The 18,510-nt window shown below is 69.2% G+C and carries 19 protein-coding genes; 4 read left to right on the top strand and 15 right to left on the bottom strand.

All coding sequences use genetic code 11. The features are described from left to right. The first annotated feature begins 61 nt into the window (after positions 1-61). Entirely contained in the window at positions 62-1,240 is a 1,179-nt protein-coding gene (locus AOM45_RS44310; RefSeq protein WP_051784709.1) for a cytochrome P450, read from the top strand. Between the two features lie 10 nt (positions 1,241-1,250). Next, positions 1,251-1,469, top strand: coding sequence for a hypothetical protein (locus AOM45_RS51520; RefSeq protein ID WP_156094419.1), 219 nt, complete (start codon positions 1,251-1,253; stop codon positions 1,467-1,469). A 4-nt stretch (positions 1,470-1,473) separates the two neighbouring features. Here the strand turns inward: AOM45_RS51520 and AOM45_RS44305 are convergent, their stop codons facing one another. The 3 genes from AOM45_RS44305 to AOM45_RS44295 all read right to left on the bottom strand — a co-directional run bounded on the left by AOM45_RS44305 (position 1,474) and on the right by AOM45_RS44295 (position 2,783). Continuing rightward, complete coding sequence (locus AOM45_RS44305; protein ID WP_030473285.1) at positions 1,474-1,731, bottom strand: helix-turn-helix domain-containing protein; 258 nt, start codon at positions 1,729-1,731, stop codon at positions 1,474-1,476. A gap of 265 nt (positions 1,732-1,996) precedes the next feature. Next, positions 1,997-2,626 (bottom strand): UdgX family uracil-DNA binding protein, encoded by a 630-nt coding sequence (locus AOM45_RS44300; RefSeq protein ID WP_030473284.1) that lies wholly within the window; start codon positions 2,624-2,626, stop codon positions 1,997-1,999. Then, a complete protein-coding gene (locus AOM45_RS44295; RefSeq protein ID WP_030473283.1) occupies positions 2,604-2,783 on the bottom strand; it encodes a CsbD family protein in 180 nt (59 codons plus the stop codon). The genes AOM45_RS44300 and AOM45_RS44295 overlap by 23 nt, the downstream gene beginning before the upstream one ends. A 218-nt stretch (positions 2,784-3,001) precedes the next feature. On the opposite strand from AOM45_RS44295, the gene AOM45_RS44290 reads away from it, so the two are divergent. Further along, positions 3,002-3,346 (top strand): ANTAR domain-containing protein, encoded by a 345-nt coding sequence (locus tag AOM45_RS44290; RefSeq protein ID WP_051784702.1) that lies wholly within the window; start codon positions 3,002-3,004, stop codon positions 3,344-3,346. Here AOM45_RS44290 and treZ read toward each other — a convergent pair. The 7 genes from treZ to AOM45_RS44255 form a co-directional block, all read right to left on the bottom strand. Then, positions 3,265-4,947 (bottom strand): malto-oligosyltrehalose trehalohydrolase, encoded by a 1,683-nt coding sequence (treZ, locus tag AOM45_RS44285; protein ID WP_030473281.1) that lies wholly within the window; start codon positions 4,945-4,947, stop codon positions 3,265-3,267. The two genes, AOM45_RS44290 and treZ, sit on opposite strands and share 82 nt — an antisense overlap. Then, the gene (gene treY / locus AOM45_RS44280) at positions 4,948-7,050 is read right to left on the bottom strand and encodes a malto-oligosyltrehalose synthase (RefSeq protein WP_030473280.1); all 2,103 of its coding nucleotides are present in this window, start codon (positions 7,048-7,050) and stop codon (positions 4,948-4,950) included. It abuts the gene before it with no gap. Then, the gene (gene glgX / locus AOM45_RS44275) at positions 7,050-9,155 is read right to left on the bottom strand and encodes a glycogen debranching protein GlgX (protein WP_030473279.1); all 2,106 of its coding nucleotides are present in this window, start codon (positions 9,153-9,155) and stop codon (positions 7,050-7,052) included. Before glgX ends, treY begins: the two co-directional genes overlap by 1 nt. Before the next feature lie 363 nt (positions 9,156-9,518). Further along, positions 9,519-9,821 carry a hypothetical protein gene (locus AOM45_RS44270; RefSeq protein ID WP_030473278.1) on the bottom strand — a complete coding sequence of 101 codons (303 nt, stop codon included), beginning with the start codon at positions 9,819-9,821 and terminating at the stop codon, positions 9,519-9,521. 93 nt (positions 9,822-9,914) lie between these two features. Then, positions 9,915-11,729: a 4-alpha-glucanotransferase gene (locus AOM45_RS44265; protein ID WP_035913722.1), complete on the bottom strand. Its 1,815-nt coding sequence runs from the start codon at positions 11,727-11,729 to the stop codon at positions 9,915-9,917. A gap of 105 nt (positions 11,730-11,834) precedes the next feature. After that, on the bottom strand, positions 11,835-12,260 hold the full coding sequence (locus AOM45_RS44260) for a RidA family protein (protein ID WP_030473276.1): 426 nt from the start codon (positions 12,258-12,260) through the stop codon (positions 11,835-11,837). Positions 12,261-12,264: 4 nt separating this feature from the next. Then, positions 12,265-13,185, bottom strand: a complete 921-nt coding sequence (locus AOM45_RS44255; protein ID WP_035913736.1) for a LacI family DNA-binding transcriptional regulator — start codon at positions 13,183-13,185, stop codon at positions 12,265-12,267. A 33-nt stretch (positions 13,186-13,218) separates the two neighbouring features. On the opposite strand from AOM45_RS44255, the gene AOM45_RS44250 reads away from it, so the two are divergent. Then, positions 13,219-13,668: a peroxiredoxin gene (locus AOM45_RS44250; RefSeq protein ID WP_030473274.1), complete on the top strand. Its 450-nt coding sequence runs from the start codon at positions 13,219-13,221 to the stop codon at positions 13,666-13,668. A gap of 78 nt (positions 13,669-13,746) precedes the next feature. Here AOM45_RS44250 and AOM45_RS44245 read toward each other — a convergent pair whose 3' ends face one another. The 5 genes from AOM45_RS44245 to AOM45_RS44225 form a co-directional block, all read right to left on the bottom strand. After that, entirely contained in the window at positions 13,747-14,316 is a 570-nt protein-coding gene (locus tag AOM45_RS44245) for a TetR/AcrR family transcriptional regulator (RefSeq protein WP_030473273.1), read from the bottom strand. Between the two features lie 2 nt (positions 14,317-14,318). After that, the gene (locus tag AOM45_RS44240) at positions 14,319-15,269 is read right to left on the bottom strand and encodes an LLM class F420-dependent oxidoreductase (protein WP_030473272.1); all 951 of its coding nucleotides are present in this window, start codon (positions 15,267-15,269) and stop codon (positions 14,319-14,321) included. A gap of 61 nt (positions 15,270-15,330) precedes the next feature. Then, positions 15,331-15,987, bottom strand: coding sequence for an O-methyltransferase (locus tag AOM45_RS44235; protein WP_030473271.1), 657 nt, complete (start codon positions 15,985-15,987; stop codon positions 15,331-15,333). 13 nt (positions 15,988-16,000) lie between these two features. Continuing rightward, a complete protein-coding gene (locus AOM45_RS51515) occupies positions 16,001-16,705 on the bottom strand; it encodes a 3-methyl-L-tyrosine peroxygenase-related protein (protein WP_156094418.1) in 705 nt (234 codons plus the stop codon). A gap of 50 nt (positions 16,706-16,755) precedes the next feature. Further along, positions 16,756-18,267, bottom strand: a complete 1,512-nt coding sequence (locus tag AOM45_RS44225; protein WP_030473269.1) for an HAL/PAL/TAL family ammonia-lyase — start codon at positions 18,265-18,267, stop codon at positions 16,756-16,758. Positions 18,268-18,510 lie beyond the last annotated feature (243 nt).

The raw sequence follows: 18,510 nt of genomic DNA, 5'->3' as shown, positions 1-18,510 counted from the left end.
CCTCGGATGAAAGCGTTTACCGGCCCTATGATGCAGGCGCCGCGAACCCTGGAGGATGCTCATGATTGCGCGTTCCTACCCGTTCGGTCCGGTGGACGGGCTCGAGATCGACCCGACGTACAGCAGGCTGCGAGACGAAGAACCGCTGGCCCGCGTCCAACTCCCCCACGGCGAGGAGGGCTGGCTGCTCACCAGGTACGACGACGTCCGCGTGGCGCTCAGCGATCCGAGGTTCAGCCTCGCGCAGGCCGCCGTGCGCGACACACCTCGGATGGGGCCGCAGCGAATGGGCGCCATCCTCACCGACCTCGACCCGCCGGAACACACCAGGCTGCGCCGGTTGCTCGCCCACGCGTTCACCGTGCGCCGCGTCGAGCAGCTTCGGGCGAACGCCGAACGGCTCGCCTCGCAGCTGCTGGACGACGTCGAGAAGGCCGGACCACCGGCCGACCTGCTCACCGCGTACGCGATTCCGTTGCCAGGACTGATGATCTGCGACCTGCTCGGCGTGCCGTACGCCGACCGCGACCACTTCCAGGACCTGGCCGCCGCGTTCATGTCGGTCACGGCGATGACCGACGAGGAGAAGATCGCGCGACTGGGAGAGCTCGCGGGCTACCTCGCCGGGCTCGCCGACCAACGCCGCGAGCACCAGGAAGACGACCTGATCAGCGCTCTGGTGGTGGCGCAGGAGGACGGCGACCGGCTCACCGCCGAGGAACTGGTGCAGCTCACGGTGTTGCTGCTCGGCGCGGGCTACGACTCGACCGCCTGCCACATCGCCAACTCGGTGTACGTCCTCCTGCAGTTCCCCGATCAGGCCGCGCTGCTGCGCTCCCGGCCCGAACTGATGCCCGGCGCCGTCGAGGAGCTGCTGCGCTGGATTCCCGCCCAGGAGATCTCCGACATCCTGCCCCGGTACGCCCTGGAGGACGTGGAGCTCAGCAGCGGCACCGTCCACGCCGGCCAGCCGGTGCTGCTCGCCAAGCACGCCGCCAACCGGGACCCGCGCCAGTTCCCCGACCCCGACCGGTTCGACGTGACGCGCAACGCCAAGGGGCACCTGACGTTCGGCCACGGTCCGCACCACTGCATCGGCGCACAGCTGGCGCGGATGGACCTCCAGGTGGCGCTGATGGCGATTCTCAGCCGTTTCCCGGAACTGCGCCTGGCCGGTGACGTCGAATGGCGAACCGGCATGGCCATGCGCGGACCGCTGGCCATGCCGGTCGCCTGGTGACGGTCAGCCCGTGACGTTCAGCCGTGCCGATGTCGCCCGCTGCAGCACCTCGCCCCTGCTGACCTGCTCGGAGGGCGCTGCGGAGATCGCAGATGCGCCGACGAGCACCAACCCGAGGAATGCGGCGGCAAGCGCTGAAATGAACCACATCAATCAACCGGAACGCGGCCGAAAAGGGGAAGCCAAAGGTTACGTAATTCGTCCGAGCGAATTCGCCACGATCGTGTGACGCCCTAGGCTGATCGGCTCTGCGGGGCCAGCAGCTCGTTGATCGCGTCCAGCGAGATGCCGAGTGCGCCGGCGAGTGCGGCGATGGTGAAGAACGACGGCGTGGGGGCACGACCCGTCTCGATCTTGCGAACGGTCTCGGCGGACAACCCGGCGCGAGCCGCGATCTCGACCATGCTCTCCTCGCCGCGGGCGTCCCGCAGCAACTGGCCGAGCCGCCTGCCGCGCTCCCGTTCCAGCGACGTCAGTGGGATGCGCACCATGTCTGTGGATTCTACGCGAAACAGGCAAGTCAAGCTCTCGGCGAAACTCCGTTGCGACGCCAGCCGATCACGACATAGGTTCGTCGTACACAAGAGAGGAGGTGGTCCAAAGTTGTATAGCTACAGGACTCGTGAGGTGGCTGTCCGCTAGGACCGCCCTCGGTGACGCCTAGTGCAAACCCAGGCAGCCACCCGGCCCCCGGACTTCGAGCGCTGGTCCCGCTCGGCCTGCTAGCGCAGGAGTCGTCCGGGGGTTGTCCCGTTTCTACAGGGCTTTCTTCAACGCCTTGAGGTCTCTGACGAACTCGTCGTAAGCCTCGTCACGGTTCTCGGCCCGCAGCACCGCCGACGGGTGCACGGTCACCCCGATCCGCAAGCCGTCCTGCTCCAGCACCTCACCGCGGTGCGCGGTCAGCGTGAACGACGCTCCCAGCAACGCCTTCGCCGCCACGGCCCCCAGCACGACTACGAGCCGCGGCCGCACGACCCGGATCTCCTCGCGCAACCACGGGAAGCAGGCCACCACCTCGCCCCGCCGAGGCTGCTGGTGAATCCTGCGCTTCCCGCGCTCGGTGAACTTGAAGTGCTTCACCGCGTTCGTCAGGTACGCCTGCGACCTGTCGATCCCGGCTGCGGCCAAGGCCTTGTCCAGCAACCGCCCGGCAGGCCCCACGAACACGTGCCCCTCGACGTCCTCACGATCGCCGGGCTGTTCCCCCACCATCATGAGCCGCGCCGGCACCGGTCCCTCACCGAACACCGTCTGCGACGCGTCCTTGTAGAGGCCACATCCGCGGCAGCCGCACGACGCGGAACGCAACGCCGCCCAGTCCGCCCCTTCCGGGACGTACTGGGCGGCGTCGTCGGCTGACTTACTTGTCCGAGCGGAAGGCATCCTTGACCTTCTCGCCCGCCTGCTTGATGTCGGCCTTGGCGCGCTCGGCGCGGCCCTCGGCCTGCCACTGCTCGTTGTCCGTGGCGTCGCCGACAGCTTCCTTGGCGCGGCCCTTCATCTCTTCAGCCTTGTTGCTGAACTTGTCGTCGGCACCCATGGATCAGGCTCCTTCAGTGTTGGTCAGCTACGTGGACTGGTTACCCGGCGAGCACCGCCCGAAACAGTTGATAAGGTGATCACTCGCGGTTGAGAACCCAGCCGCAAGCCGATGTGACGGCTTGCTCTGGGTGTGCCCGCCCTTCGCAAGACAGCTCCAGAGCACCGTCGTCACACCGGCATGCCGCTGTGACCATGACGACGCGAAAGGAGCCGGCGGTGTCGTCCGCGAGAATCACCGCCCTCGAGGCCGAGGTGGCAGGGCTGCGCAAAGCCCTGGTGTCCCGGACCGTCATCGGGCAGGCCACGGGCCTGATCGCCGCACGTAAACCCTGCACACCCCAGCAGGCGTTCCAGCTGCTGGTGCACATGTCGCAGCACCACAACATCAAGCTGCACGTCGCAGCCGACCGGCTGGTCGCGGCGTTCGTGCACGCTCACCTCGGACGGCCGGTCAACCTGGCCGACCAGGTGCTGTGGGATCACGTCGACGCGACGACCGCGAACGACTCGGGTGACAGCGACGAAGGGTTCGCCGAGGAGGTCAGCACCACGTCCCCCTGAGGCAGCGGGACGGGGGTCGTGCCGAGGTTGACCACCACGCGGGTGCTCCCGCGGTGCAGCACGAAGCACGCCCCGTCCTGTTCCACCACGAACCTGTCCAACCGCGGGTCGGCCAGCTCCGGGCGGGAGCGGCGCAACGCGATCAGCGCCTGGTAGGTCTCGAGCACCGTCGCGTGCTCGCCTTCGGTCAGCTCGTCCCACTTGAGCCGCGAGTTCTCGACCGTCTGCGGTGACATCGGGTCCGGTACGTCGGATTCGCCCCAACCGTGCCTCGCGAACTCGCGCCGCCTGCCCGTCCGGACGGCTTCGGCCAGCTGCGGGTCCGGGAACGACGCGAAGAACTGCCAGGGCGTGGACGCCGCCCACTCCTCCCCCATGAAGATCATGGGGGTGTAGGGCGAGGTGAGCACGATCGCCGCCGCGCACAACAACTTCCCGGTCGACACGCTCGCCGGCAGGCGGTCGCCCGCGGCGCGGTTGCCGATCTGGTCGTGGTTCTGCGTGTACGCCAGGAACCGGTGACCGGGGATCAACGCCGTGTCGACCGGCTTGCCGTGGTGCTTCTCCCGGAACGACGACCACGTGCCCGCGTGGAAGAACACCTTCTCCAGCGTGTTCTTCAGCGCGCCAGGTGCCGCGAAGTCCTCGTAGTAGCCGAACGTCTCACCGGTCAGCGCCACGTGCAGGCAGTGGTGCAGGTCGTCGGACCACTGCGCGTGCAGGCCCTGTCCGCCGCCTTCGCGCGCCGTCACGAGCCTGGCGTCGTTCAGATCCGACTCGGCGATCAACGTCAGCGGGCGCCCCACCGACGCGGAGAGCGCGTCCACCTCGACGGCAAGCTCTTCCAGCACGTGCACCGCCCGGCGGTCGGCCAGCGCGTGCACGGCGTCGAGCCGCAACCCGTCGACGTGGAAGTCCCGCAGCCACTGCAGCGCGTTGTCGATGACGTACCTGCGCACCTCGTCGGAGTTCGCCCCGTCGAGGTTCAGCCCCGGCCCCCAGTCGTTGCGGCCCGCGAAGTACGGCCCGAACCTGTCGAGGTACGCGCCGGACGGCCCCAGGTGGTTGTAGACCACGTCGAGCAGCACGGCGAGGCCCTTGGCGTGGCAGGCGTCCACGAACCGCTTGAAGCCGTCCGGTCCGCCGTACGGTTCGTGCACGGCACCCCACAGGACGCCGTCGTAGCCCCAGCCCTCGACGCCGTCGAAGCTGTTGACCGGCATGACCTCGACGAACGTGATGCCGAGGTCGACCAGGTGGTCGAGCTTGCCGATGGCCGCGTCGAACGTGCCCTCCGGGGTGAACGTGCCGATGTGCAGCTCGTAGATCACCCCGCCGGGCAACGCGCGCCCGGTCCAGCCGCCGTCCGTCCACTCGAACTCGTGGGTGTACACGCGGGACGCCTCGTGCACCCCGTTCGGCTGCCACAGCGACCGCGGATCCGGGTACGCCCTGCCCTCGATGACGAACGCGTAGTCCGTCCCCGCGGGCGAGTCGGCGTCGGAGTGCCACCAGTCGCCTTCGCGCTTCATCTCGTGGTCGAAGCCGTCGACGCGCACGTGCACCGACTCGGGCGTCGGCGCCCACACCGCATAGCTCACTCAATCCCCCTGCACGAGCAGTGCCACCGGATACGTGTCGAGCAACGACGCCAGGGCCTCGGTCGCCGGCCGTCCGGTGAGCACGTCCGTCCACCCCGGACTCTTCGGCAACGGCAGAACCGTGTCCTGCCAACCCTTCCGCGCCAGCGTCACGGGCAGCCGGGTCGCCACCGTGATCACGCCGGACCGTTCGAACGCGAGCACGTGCTCCGCGGCAGGCCCTTCCGCCCGCAACGCCCGATAGCCGTGCAGACCTCGCTTGCGCACGTGCAGGGCCTTCTGCACGACGAGGAGCTTGGCCGCGCCGGAGTCGTCGACCTCCGGCAGCCAGCCGGACTCGATGCGCTCCAGCAGGTCCCGGCGCACGGCGTAGTCGACGGGACGGCGGTTGTCCGGGTCGACGAGCGAGAAGTCCCACAGCTCGGTGCCCTGGTACACGTCCGGCACACCCGGCATGGTGAGCTGGACCAGCTTCTGCCCCAACGAGTTCGACCAGCCGGGCGCCTTGATCCGTTCGACGAACGCGGCGACTTCTGGCTCGTTGAGCACCTTCGCGGGCCACGCGGCCACCTCGGCGTCGAACTCGGCGTCGCGGTCGACCCACGACGTCTTGATCTTCGCCTCGCGGGAGGCCTTCTCCAGGTACTGGCCCAGCCGGGCCTCGGTGATCGGGAACGCGCCGACGAGCGACTGCCACGCCAGGCGGTTCAGCGACGGTTCGGAGAGGCCGTGCCGCGCGGACATCTCCGCCTCGAACGCCAGGTACTCGTCGGGCATCTCCGCCAGCACCGCGAGCCGGGCCCGCACGTCCTCCGACCGCTTGGTGTCGTGCGTGGACAGCGCCGTCATCGCGGCCGGTTCCGCGGCTTCACGGGTCGCCGCGCGCTGGTGGAACTCGCTCACCGGCATACCGAAGCGGTCCGGGGAGCCTCCGACCTCGTTCAGCGCCACGAAGTTCGTGTACCGGTAGAACGCGGTGTCCTCGGTGCCCTTCGCGACGACCATGCCGGACGTCTGCTGGATCCGCGTCGCCAGCTCACCGTGCGGATCGGCGCGGACCTGTTCGTCCAGCGCCCGCACCGCGGGTGAGCGGCTCAGCTCGACCGCGGTCTCCCAGTGCTGCGAGCCTTCCGGCAGGTACGACCGGTACACCGGGAAGTTGACCATCACCTCGGCGACGGCCTGGCACGCCTCCTCGAACGGCACGCCCTGCACGAGGCCCGCGATCCGGCGCACCTCGGCGACCAGGATCGAGTCCGCGACCTGCTGCCGTGACGCGTGCTCGACCTCGTGGAAGCCGCCGCCGAACGAGTCAGTGGGGGCGATGAACACGCCGCAGACCTCGCGCAACGCGTCGTAGCCCGTCGTGCCGTCGACCGGCCAGCTCTGCGGCAGCGCTTCGTCCGGGCCGAGGATCTTCTCGACGACCAGCCAGCCGTCGAAGTGCTCGCGCAGCCGCCGGAAGTAGCCACCGGGGTCGGCCAGGCCGTCCGGGTGGTCGACCCGCAGACCCGTGACGCCCCACGACAGCACCTCGCGGTGGGTCGCCTCGAACACCTCGGGGTCCTCGACGCGCACCGCCGCCAGTTCGGTGATGTCGAAGAACCGCCGGTAGTTGAGCTCGGTGTTGCCGCGCCGCCAGTTCGCCTTCAGGTAGTGCTCGTGGACCTCGTCCTCGGCGTCCTCCGCCAGCACCGGCAGCAGGACCTTGCCCGACGACCAGTCGATGTCGAAGTACCGCGCGTACTCGGAGGCCTGCCCGCGTTCGAGCACGTCCTCCCACCACGGGTTCGGCACCACCATGTGGTTCGGCACGATGTCGACGACCAGGCCGAGGCCGAGCTCGTCCAGCCGCTTCTGCAGGGCTCGCCGGCCTTCGTCGCCGCCCAGCTCCGGCCGTGCGCGGGTCGGGTCCACGACGTCGTAGCCGTGCGTGGACCCTTCGCGCGCGTCGAGCATCGGTGAGGCGTACAGCGCGCCGATGCCCAGGCGTGCCAGGTAGTCCGCGACACCGGCGGCGTCGGCGAACGTGAAGGACGGGGTGAACTGGACGCGGTACGTGGACGACGGTGCTCTCTTCCGGGCTCGTTTCTGGGCCGCCATCAGCCCACCCTCTGGAGCACGACGAGTGACCGCGCGGTCAGGTTCAGCTGGCCGCCCGCGACGATCGGCTTCTCCCCGTTGCCGACGTGCCCGGTCGTGGTGTCGATCACCACCGTCCACTCCGGACCGTACTCGGCGTCGGGCAGCGTCACCTCGATGTCCTCGTGGTGGGCGTTGAACGCCATCAGGAACGAGTCGTCGACCACCCGCATGCCGCGCGAGTCGAGATCGGGAATGCCCTCACCGTTGAGGAAGATGACGACGCACTTGCCGAAGTCGTCCTCCCAGTTCTGCTCGGTCATCTCCTCGCCGGCCGGGGTGAACCACGCGATGTCGCGCAACTCCTCGCCCTTGCGGATCGGCCGGCCCGCGAAGAACCGCTTGCGCCGGAACACCGGGTGCGCCTTGCGGAACCTGGCGAGCGCCCCGGTGAACTCCACCAGCTCGGCGTTGCTCTCCAGCAGCGACCAGTCGACCCAGGAGACCTCGTTGTCCTGGCAGTACGCGTTGTTGTTGCCGTGCTGCGTGCGCCCGAACTCGTCGCCGTGCAGGATCATCGGCACGCCCTGCGACAGCAGCATCGTCGCCATCAGGTTGCGCCGCTGCCGTGCCCGCAGCTCGACGACCTCCGCGTCGTCCGTCGGCCCTTCGACACCGCAGTTCCAGGACCGGTTGTGGCTCTCGCCGTCCTTGTTGTCCTCGCCGTTGGCCTCGTTGTGCTTCTCGTTGTACGACACCAGGTCGTTGAGCGTGAAGCCGTCGTGCGCCGTCACGAAGTTGATCGACGCGTACGGCCTGCGCCCGTCGTCCTGGTAGAGGTCGCTGCTGCCGGTGATGCGCGACGCGAACTCGCCGAGCGTCGCCTGCTCGCCGCGCCAGAAGTCGCGGACCGTGTCGCGGAACTTGCCGTTCCACTCCGTCCACAGCGGAGGGAAGTTGCCGACCTGGTAGCCACCGGGCCCGACGTCCCACGGCTCGGCGATCAGCTTGACCTGCGACACCACCGGGTCCTGCTGCACGACTTCGAAGAACGTCGCCAGCCTGTCCACGTCGTAGAACTCGCGCGCCAGCGTCGCGGCGAGGTCGAAGCGGAAGCCGTCGACGTGCATCTCGGTGACCCAGTAGCGCAACGAGTCCATGATGAGCTGCAACGTGTGCGGCGTGCGCACGTTCAAGGAGTTACCGGTGCCGGTGTAGTCCATGTAGAACTTCGGGTCGTCCTCGACCAGCCGGTAGTACGCCTCGTTGTCGATGCCGCGCATCGACAACGTCGGCCCGAGGTGGTTGCCCTCCGCCGTGTGGTTGTAGACGACGTCGAGGATGACCTCGATGCCCGCCTGGTGCAGGGCCCTGACCATGCCCTTGAATTCCTGCACCTGGTTGAGCGGCATCGCGGCGTAGCCGTCGTGCGGCGCGAAGAACCCGATCGTGTTGTAGCCCCAGTAGTTGCTGAGCCTGCGCTCGGCCAGCGTGTGATCGCTGACGAACTGGTGCACCGGCATGAGCTCGACCGCCGTGACCCCGAGCTTGATGAGGTGGTCGATCATCACCGGGTGCGCGAGGCCGGCGTAGGTCCCGCGCAGCCGCGGCGGGATCTCCTGGTGGTCGATCGTGAGACCGCGGACGTGCGCCTCGTAGATGACGGACTCGTTGTACGGCGTCCTGGGGTACCTGTCGTTCGTCCAGTCGAAGAACGGGTTCACCACCACGCTCTTCGGCACGTGCGGCGCCGAGTCGGTGTCGTTGCGCTCGTCCGGCGCGCCGAACTTGTACCCGTACAGCGCCTCGTCCCACGACAGGCCGTTCGAGATGGCCTTGGCGTACGGGTCGATGAGCAGCTTGTTCGGGTTGCAGCGCAGGCCCCTGGCGGGGTCGTGCGGGCCGTGCACGCGGTACCCGTACCGCTGGCCGGGCCCGACACCGAGCAGGTAGCCGTGGTGGACGAAACCGTCCACCTCCGGCAGGCGCACGCGGGTCTCGGTGCCGTCGTCGTCGAACAGGCAGAGCTCGACGTACTCGGCGACTTCGGAGAACAGGGCGAAATTGGTGCCAACGCCGTCGTAGCCGGCGCCAAGCGGGTAGGGCCTTCCAGGCCAGGGTCGCACGATGCTCCTCACAGATGAGCGGCTACCGACATGACCGTATCCGACGGCTGCCGGGCGGGCATCCAACCGGCGGCCGCGACCAGACGACTACCCCGCCGTCGCGTGTTGTACGCCAGTTGCCGCATGCCGGGTTCGACGCGGGGGCCGCCGGTGGTGAACCGGCGCCCCGCCCACGACAGTGCGGTCTCGCCCCTTCTCGGGCGTCTGATGGACGTGCCCCGGCAGGCCTGGTGGTCGATCACACTCCGAACCCTACGAGCGGGCACCGACAGTTCCGGGCCCGCTACAGGAAGGTTCTCACGGGAGTGGGAGCGGCTTGAGTCGATCGTGTGATCGTCACCGTGCGGCGACTACCGGGTGCTGTCACGCCCTTTCGTGCGCCAGCACCAGCTGCCCACGTGCGGCGGTGAGCAAGGTGCGGGCTTCCTGGATCTCGCAGTACTTCAGGTGCTCACAAGCGGCCTCCGCGCACGCCAGCGCGTGCTGCAGGGCGATGTTGTCCTCCACGGGACCTGCGTCCCGCAGCGCGTCGCGGAGGGACTCTTCCGCACGCCGTGCCCCGACCACCGGGTCGCCGAGCGCGGCGGGTCTCACCGAAGCGAGAACCTGCTCGACGGCCAGTTCAAGCACGCCGGTTGGTGTCCGCGTGCTCACGGCTGAGCTCATCTGGTACGCCACCTCCAAAACGTTCGTCGTTCGCCGTCGGGTGACGGCCTCACAGTACTCCACAGGCGCGTGACCTGCCGTTACGTGGAAGTTTCATCTATTCCGGGAGCGCAGCGGACGGGTGATGTCGCGGACGCGGGGGAAGAAGTCCTCCAACACCACCGGCAGCGGGATTCTCCAGTTCGGGTGCTCGTCGATCGTGCCCGGCACGTTGGGCTGCCGGGTTTCCCGCAGAGCGTCCTGAGGTGAAGTCAGGACCAACGCGCAGGGTGCCTGCGCGAGCAGTTCGTGGGCGCCCGCGACGCGGTCGCTCGCGTCGATGCCCTCCTGGCTCATGAGCTCGTCGAAGTCCGGGCCGTCGGGGCCCGCGAAGAACGTCGCCGCGGTCGGCAGGTCGTGCGTGGAGATGCTGGCCATCTGGTTCGGGTTCCACCGCGACGGCGGGATCAGCGGGTGGCCCTCGGCGTAGTAGTCGCGCTGGAAGTAGAGGACGGCGCTGGTCAGCATGCCGTTCTCCTGCAACGTCTTCGTGACGACCGGCTCGACCGTGCCGAGGTCCTCGCCGACCACGACCGCACCGGCCCGGAAAGCCTCCAGCGCCAGGATCCCGAGCATGGCGTCGGCGTCGTAGTGGACGTACGTGCCGCGCGACGGCGGCTCGCCCGGAGGGATCCACCACAGCCGCCACAGTCCGGCGACGTGGTCGATCCGGATGCCGTCCGCGTGCTTGAGAACGCTGCGCAGCACCTGCCGGAAAGGCCGGTAGCCGGACTCGGCGAGCTTGTCGGGACGCCACGGCGGCAGGCCCCAGCCCTGGCCGTCCGCGCTGAACGCGTCCGGCGGTGCTCCGACCGTGACGTCGATGGCGAACACCTCGGGGTCGGCGAACGTGTCCGCGCCGCCGGGGTCGACGCCCACGGGAAGGTCGTGGATGACGCCGACGGCCATGCCGGCCTCGTGCGCGGCCAGCCGGACGTCCTGCAGCTGCCGGGTGCACAGGTGCTGGAGCCAGGCGTGGAACGCGACGCGCTCCCGTGGCGGCTCCTCGCGGTCCGCCGGCCACGTGCGCCAGTCGCTGCCGTGGATCTCGGCCAGCGCGCAGTAGGTCGCGAACTTCTCCAGCTCGGCGTCCATCTCGACGTCGCCGCCGGGGAAGAGCAGCTCCAGCGCCTGCTTCTTCGCGTCCCAGATCGCGTCGTAGTCGATCAGGTCCTGGTTGGACGGCCTGAGGTCGCGGATGAGCTGCCGGGTGCGCGGACAGGCTTGCAGGAACTCGGCCGTGTCCGTGATGCGCAGGTACAGGGGGTTCGCGAACCGGCGGCTCGTCGGCGAGTACGGCGAGCGCTGCACCGGGTGCGTCAGGCTCGGCGCCTGCACCGGGTTGACCAGCACCACGCCGGCGTCCAGCTCGAGGCTCGACCGCCGGGCGATCGTGGCGAGGTCGGCGAAGTCGCCCATGCCCCACGAGTCCTGCGAGCGCGCGGCGTAGAGCTGCAACATCCAGCCCCAGGTCTTCGGGACGTCGGGCAACGTCCTGGGCGCGACGGCGAGGGTGACGGTCTGGTCCGCGGTGACGACGCGGTGGTAGCCGAGCGGCAGCGAGTCCGGCAGGTGCCGCTCCGTCTCGACAGTGGTGCCGTCCTCGAGCTCGACGGTGGCTGGCCCGTGGAGGTCGTACGTCTCGTACTCGCGGATGACGATCGTGGGCGGCAACGTCTCGGCCGCGCGCCGTTGCTCGATCGCGGCGAGCTCGCGGGCGACGGAGTCCTCAGTGGACGCGTCGACGCCGAACTGGGCGAGGACCTTGACGACGACCTCGATGTCGACCGCGACCTCTTGCTGGTCCGCGTTCTCGTACCGAGTGGCGACGCCCCAGGCGTCCGCCAGCCGCGCCACCAACTCCTCCACAGGTACAACCTATGTCACAGCTCGGTCAGCATTACCAGAGCAAATGGTCCCTGGTCACCCGAAGGGTGCAGGCCGGTTGGGACACACACTCTCCGGTGCATTCACTCAAACATCCGATGCTTCTCCGGGAATTGCCACGACGGCCTCGACCTCTACGAGAAATTCCGGCCCGAACAACGCCGCGACCTGAACCAGCGTGCTGGCGGGGTTGTGCACTCCTCCCAGCGCGGGTCGCAGAATCTCGTCCCGCACGTCACGAATGGTCTGAACCTCGGACGCGTCGAGGACGAACCAGGTGAACTTGATGACATCCGACCAGTCGGCGCCAAGATTTTCGATCACGTGATGAAGATTGCTCAACGCCTGCCGCGTCTGGGCCGCGAGGTCGTCGACCCCGACCACGCACCCCCTGGCGTCGACGGCGACCTGGCCGGAGACGAACGCGATCCTCCCGCTGACGGTCACGGCGTGGGCGTAGCCGGGGGTGTCCGGCAGCGCGGGCAGTGCGGTCAGGCGCTCTTCGGCGGGCATGCGTTCACCCTACGGCGCCGACCGGCCCGCTGGAGTTGCGCACGACCAGCCGCAACGGGTGCTCGGCCGGTTCGATCTCCCCGCCCCTGATCAGCGTGAACAGATCGGCGACGGCCCGCTCCCCCAGCTCCTTCGCCGCACCCTCCACGGCGGTCAGCCCCACCACGCGGGTCAGCTCCTGCCCGTCCAGCGACACGATCGACAGCTCGTCCGGCACGAGGCGCCCGTCCCGTTGCATGCGCAGGTAGATGCCCAGCGCCGCCGCGCCGTTCGAGCTGATCACGGCGGTGGGCAGGCGTTCGCCGTCGAGCAGCACGTCGACCACCTGCTCGCCGCCGTCGACGGTCGGCGAGCACCACACCGTCCACTCGGGACGAACGGTGAGGCCGGCGGCGACCAGGATCTCGTCGTAGGACTCGTCGATGCCGTCGGCGAGCACCAGCGCCACGTCGCGGTGCCCGAGCGCGAGCAGGTGCTCCACGGCGGTCTGCAACGCGCGCCGCAGATCGGCGTCGTCGACGGTGAGGTGCGGGACCTCCAGGCTCTCCAGCGCCGCCCGTTCGGCCTCCGTCATGGACATCGACAGCAGCAGCACCCCGTCGACGCGGCGGCCCAGCGGCAGCTCGTCGAAGAACTTCTCGCGCGCGCCCGCGTCCGAGAGGACGTAGAGCAGCACGTCGTACCCGGCCTGCCGCAGCGCGCTCTCCGCCCCCGCCAGCACCGGACTGACCTCGGACGTCAGCACCGCGATGGCGTAGCGGCGCCCACCGGCCAAAGAGGAGGCGTCGCGCGCGATGGCGTATTTCATGCGCCGCGCGACCTCGCTGACGTGCTGCCTGGTCGCCTCGGACACGCCCGGTTCCCCTCGCAGGGCACGCGATACGGTCGCAGCGGACACCCCTGCGGCCCTGGCCACGTCGGACATGCTGGTCACGGCCCCGAGACTACTTGGAGATCCATGAAGCCCGGCGACCTCGCCCCCGACTTCTCCCTGCCCGACCAGGACGGCGTGGAGCGCAAGCTGTCCGAACTGCTCGAGAACGGCCCGGTCGTGCTGTTCTTCTACCCCGCCGCGATGACGGCCGGCTGCACGGCGCAGAGCTGCCACTTCCGCGACCTCGCCGCCGAGTTCGCCGAGGCGAAGGCGCAGCGGGTCGGCATCTCGACCGACGACGTGGCGAAGCAGAAGCAGTTCGCGGAGCTGAACAACTTCGACTACCCCCTGCTCTCCGACGTCGAGGGCGAGGTCGCGGAGCAGTTCGGCGTGAAGCGCCGGTTCGGGCCGATCCCGGTCAAGCGCCACACGTTCGTCATCGACGTCGACCGCCAGGTCATCGAGGTGATCAAGAGCGAGTTCTCGATGAACTCGCACGCCGACAAGGCGCTGGCGGCACTCAGGAATCGGTGATCGTGTTTGGCGCGAAAAGCACGTTCGGGCCGATAGCCCGGACGTGCTTTTCGCGCCAAGAAACACCGCCGCCCGTCGTTACCGCAGGCCCGCCAGCACGAAGTCCGCGATCTCCCCGGCCAGCGCCACGGGCGGCTTGGCGCCGTCCGGCCGGTACCACATGGGCAGCTGGTTCACGACGCCGAACGCGATCCGCACGACCGTGTCCGCGGGCACGACGGAGCTGAACTCGCCGTCCGCCTGCCCCTTCTCGATCACCGCGAGGAACGTCTCGTGGTAGCGGCGGCGCTCGGCGCGGAACTCCGCCATCCGCTCCTCGCCGAGCCGTTGCAGCTCCCGCACGAACACCGCCGTCTCGTCGACCCGTTCCGCGGTCGAGACGACGAGCGAGACCAGGATCTCCCTCACCGTCTCCGCCGCGGGCAGGCCGAGGCCGATGATCCGGTCCATGTCGGCGGACTGGGACGTGATCAGCAGCCGGTAGATCTCGAAGAGCAGGTCGTCCTTCGCGCGGAAGTAGTGGTACAGCGCGCCCTTGGTCACCTCGGCCGCAGCCACGATCTCCTGCACCGAGGTCGCGTCGTAGCCCTGCGCCGCGAACAGGCGCACGGCCGCGTCGATGATCTTCTGCTCGGTCGCGCCGGGCATCGTCAGGCCTTGGGTGCCAGCGCGCGCACCTGCTCGACCTGGTCACCGCCGGTCGGGAGCAGGGCGATGATCGGGGTGTCGACGCCCGCGGCCTGGTACTCGGCCACGCGGTCGCGGCACTGGTCCACGGATCCGTGCACGACCAGCGCGTCCACGACCTCGTCCGGGATGGACTTCGAGGCCGCCTTGCGGTCGCCCGCCGCCCACGCCTCGTGCATCGGGCGCAGGACGTCGCCGCGGCCGAGCCAGTCGTGGAACGCCGCGTAGGCCGGCACGGTCAGGTAGGTGCTGATCAGCATGCGGCCCAGCGCCCGCGCGGCGTCAGCGTCCTCGGTCGGGCACACGAAGATCCGTGCCGCGAGCTCGGCGTCGCCCAGCTCGGCACGCACCTGCGGCACGTCGGAGGCGGCCAGCCAGTTCGTGATCGCGCCGTCGGCCTCGCGACCGGCCAGGCGCAGCATGTTCGGGCGCAGCGCCGCGAGCATGATCGGCACCTTCTCGGCCGGCGGGCGCTCCAGCTTGAAGCCCTTGACCGAGAACGTGTCGTAGTCGGCGCTGACCTTCTCTCCGGCCAGAGCGGACTTCAGGAAGCGCAACGTGTCGCGGGTGCGCTTGAACGGCTCCTCGAACGGGATCGCGTTCCAGCGCTGCACGATCGCGGGCGACGAGGAGCCGATGCCCAGCACGAACCGGCCACCGGTGACCTCGGCGAGCGTCGCCGCGGTCATCGCCAGGGTGGCCGGGCCGCGCGTGTAGACGGGCGCGATGGCAGGGCCGAAGCGCAGCTCCGACGACCACTGCGCGGCCAGCGCGAGCGGCGTGAACGCGTCCGTGCCGGTCGTCTCGGCCGACCACACGTCCGTGTAGCCGAGCCCGGCGAGCTCGGACACCAGCGCGCGGTGCTCCAGCACCGGCACGCCGATCAGCGGCAGCGTGATACCCCAACGAGCCATGAACGCCTCCAAGTCAGCGACTTGGGGACCACCCTACCGACCGGTCGGTATGCTCACAACCTCACTTCTTGCGGGCCATCGTCAGCCCGTCCGCGATCGGCACCAGCACCGACTCCACGCGCGAGTCGCGCAGCACGAACTTGTTGAACGCGTCGATCGCGGCGGCGTTGCCCTCCGGCTGCTCCGACGCCGCCTCGCCGTAGTAGAGGGTGTTGTCGGCGAGCAGCAGGCCGCCCTGCCGGACCCGTGGCACCAGCAGGTCCCAGTAGTGCACGTACCCGACCTTGTCCGCGTCGATGAACACCAGGTCGATCACCGGCTCGTCCGGCAGTTCCGCGAGCGTCTGGGCGGCGGCACCGAGCCGCAGGTCGATCCGGTCGCGGACGCCGGCGGCGACCCAGGCCTCCTCGGCGATCGCCGTCCACTCGGCTGACACGTCGCACGTGATGACCTTGCCGTGCGGGGGAAGTGCCTGCGCGAACGCGAGCGTGGAGTACCCGGTGTAGGTGCCGACCTCGACCACTGTCTGCGCGCCGGTCAGCTTGACCAGCAACGACAGCAGGACCGCCTGCTCGTGCGGGATCTGCATCTCCGCGGAGTCGCCGAGCTCCAGCGTCCGCGCGATCAGCTTCTCCTGCACCGCGCTGGGCTGGCCTGCCTGTTCGCGCACGTAGCGGTAGATCTGCGGGGTCATGACCACGGCCTTGAAGTCGTTCACGCGCGGCCTTCTCTCATAGTCGGTTGACGAACGTCCTGAGCGTGTCCTGGTACTCGGGCCGCAGCGGGCGTTGCGCGAGGTCGTGACCGATGGCGGAGAAGACGGCCGAGCGGTGCGCGCGATAGCGGCTCACGCACACGTTCTCGCGGCTGACGAGGAAGAACTCGTCGAAACCGGCGCGCTCGGCGTCGGTGGTGGGCACGCGCGTGCGTCCGGACTCGCGCAGCAGCGACGGGCCGCTGGGCACGAGTCTGCGCATGACCTCCATGTGTGCCAACAGGTTCGCCTTGCTCGCAGAGGAGAGCGGTTCGGCCGCCACGGGCCCCAGTGCGGTACGCGCCCTGCGCAGCAGACCGGGCAGCGGCTCGTAGTCACGCGCCCACCGCCCGCTGAAGGCCGGGTCGAACGTCATCATCATGGGCCGGATGACGTTCTCGTACACCTCACGGGAACAACTGCCCGAATAGGCAAGCATCACCGAGTACGCGTCATATCCAAGCGCAGCGAGGCGGACTAGTTGCGAATCAGGCTCGCGTATCAACCGATCGAGTGAATCCGAAAGAAACCTCCACACCAGAAATGCGCCGTGATGGCCGAGAAACCACCGGTGCACGGCGCGTGCCACCGGATCCTCGGGGATGCTGATGACGATCGGAATCTGGTAGCAGCCGGTCGCGCACGGAATCAATTCCGCTCCCGGCATCGGCAGGCGCAGCACGGGCAGGTCGACCAGGGCGTGCCCCCACGTGGGGAGGCAGACGGGAGCACTCATCGCGCACCCTCCACTTCGGACGCAATGGTGTCGAGGAGGTCGGCGGCGGCGCGGAGATCGGTGTCAAGTGGCCGATCTTCCACAACCGGTGGCACTTCGGCGGCTATCCGGTCGAACACCTCCGCGAGCCGCGGTGCCCGAGGACGGCGCGCGCCGACGTGCACCGCCTGGCGCAGCCCGATCGCGAGCCCCGCGTGCAGGTAGCGCAGGAGCGTCGCCTGGTCGAGCGCGGTGAACGCGGCCTGGGTGCCGAACGGGACGACGTCCTGGTTGTGCAGGTTCGTCGGCAGGCTCTGCACCGAGGCGGGGGCGGCGGCGCGGCGCATCGCGGCGACGGTGGCGGTCGTGCAGAGCTGCACGCCCTGCAACGCGTGGTGCCGGCCGGGTGCGGGGCTGAGCATCGGCGCCAGCCCGTTGGTGCGGTGCGGGTCGACCAGCAGGTCGAGCTGGCGTTCGGCCAGGTTGCCCAGCTGCACCAGCGCGACGTTGAGCTGGTCGGCCGCGAAGGCGCTCGGCTGGCCGAAGAAGTTGCCGCCGTGCACGACCTCCCCGGCCTCCGGGAAGAACAACGGGTTGTCGCTCACACCGTTGAGGTCGCGGCACACCACCTCCTCCGCGTGCCGCACGCTCGTGCGCGCCGCACCGATCAGCTGTGGCGTGCAACGGATGCTGTAGGCCTCCTGCAACGGCCGTTCACCGGACGGCGCGCTGCCCGAGAGCCAGGTCCGCAGCGCGGCACCGGTGTCCGCCACGTCCGGGTGGCCGAACGCCGCGAGCAGCCCGACCGACGTGAACTCGGTGCCGCAGCCCAGGACGTCGGTCATCAAGGCGGACAACAACTCCGCGGTGCGGCGCGCGCGAACCGCCTGCGCGACAGCGAGTCCGAGCGCCGCGGCGGTCACCGAGACGCCGTTGACCAACGCGAGCGCGTCGCGCCCGTCGAGCTCGATCCTGCGCAGTCCGGCCCGGCCAAGCGCCTCGGCGGCCGGCAGGAGCTCGCCGCGGAAGAACGCGTTCCCGTTGCCCCGCAACGCATGTGCGACGTAGGCGAGCGGCTGGAGGTCACCACTCGCGCCGACGGAACCCAGACGTGGCACCGCGGGAGCGAATTCGGTGTCCAGCACGGCGATCAGCGACTCGACGACGTGCTCGGACACGCCGGATCGCCCCTGCGCCAACGAGTACAGCCGTGCCAGCACGGCCGCGCGGGCGACAGCGGGCGGCATCAGCTCACCGTGGCCGACGATGTGGTGGATGATCGTGTTGTCGCTCTGACCGGCGCCGTCCGCGCGGCCGGCGAACTCGACGAGCGGGCCGAAACCCGTTGTGACACCGTAGATCTCGCGCCCGGAGCCGCTGACCTGGAGCACGAACTCGCGGCAGCGCGCGACCCGCTCTCGCACGTCGGCGGGCATCTGGACGGACAGGGGGCCGCGGGCCAGTTCGAGGTGCGCTGGTTCGAGGGCCGCGGCGAGGTTCAAGGCAGCAGAGGATGTTCCGACAGGCACGACGCCTCCTGGGACTCGGGGAGCCTCTCGCGACGATCCCCGTTGACCTGTCGGCGAGGAAGGGCCTTACGCACTACCAGAACAGATATCTTGTCCTCGCTGACACGCGCGGCGGTACCTGTTGCCCGTTGACAGTGAAACCCTTTGTCAGCCGTCGTTCTGCGTGATCGAACTCTCCGCTCACGATTCGAGCCAAAAGAGCGGCCGGCTGCTCCACCGGGGTGAACCTGCCCGTGCCGCACT

Source organism: Lentzea aerocolonigenes, assembly GCF_000974445.1.
Lineage (GTDB): Bacteria > Actinomycetota > Actinomycetes > Mycobacteriales > Pseudonocardiaceae > Lentzea > Lentzea aerocolonigenes.
This window is presented reverse-complemented; position numbering and strand designations above follow the sequence as displayed.

Coding starts and splice junctions, on each gene's coding strand:
- AOM45_RS44300 (WP_030473284.1), bottom strand. CDS start 2,626: ATGCCTTCCGCTCGGACAAGTAAGTCAGCCGACGACGCCGCCCAGTAC.
- AOM45_RS44270 (WP_030473278.1), bottom strand. CDS start 9,821: ATGAGCTCAGCCGTGAGCACGCGGACACCAACCGGCGTGCTTGAACTG.
- AOM45_RS44305 (WP_030473285.1), bottom strand. CDS start 1,731: ATGGTGCGCATCCCACTGACGTCGCTGGAACGGGAGCGCGGCAGGCGG.
- AOM45_RS44250 (WP_030473274.1), top strand. CDS start 13,219: ATGAAGCCCGGCGACCTCGCCCCCGACTTCTCCCTGCCCGACCAGGAC.
- treY (WP_030473280.1), bottom strand. CDS start 7,050: ATGGCGGCCCAGAAACGAGCCCGGAAGAGAGCACCGTCGTCCACGTAC.
- AOM45_RS44245 (WP_030473273.1), bottom strand. CDS start 14,316: ATGCCCGGCGCGACCGAGCAGAAGATCATCGACGCGGCCGTGCGCCTG.
- AOM45_RS44295 (WP_030473283.1), bottom strand. CDS start 2,783: ATGGGTGCCGACGACAAGTTCAGCAACAAGGCTGAAGAGATGAAGGGC.
- AOM45_RS44260 (WP_030473276.1), bottom strand. CDS start 12,260: ATGCCCGCCGAAGAGCGCCTGACCGCACTGCCCGCGCTGCCGGACACC.
- AOM45_RS44255 (WP_035913736.1), bottom strand. CDS start 13,185: ATGTCCGACGTGGCCAGGGCCGCAGGGGTGTCCGCTGCGACCGTATCG.
- AOM45_RS44240 (WP_030473272.1), bottom strand. CDS start 15,269: ATGGCTCGTTGGGGTATCACGCTGCCGCTGATCGGCGTGCCGGTGCTG.
- AOM45_RS44310 (WP_051784709.1), top strand. CDS start 62: ATGATTGCGCGTTCCTACCCGTTCGGTCCGGTGGACGGGCTCGAGATC.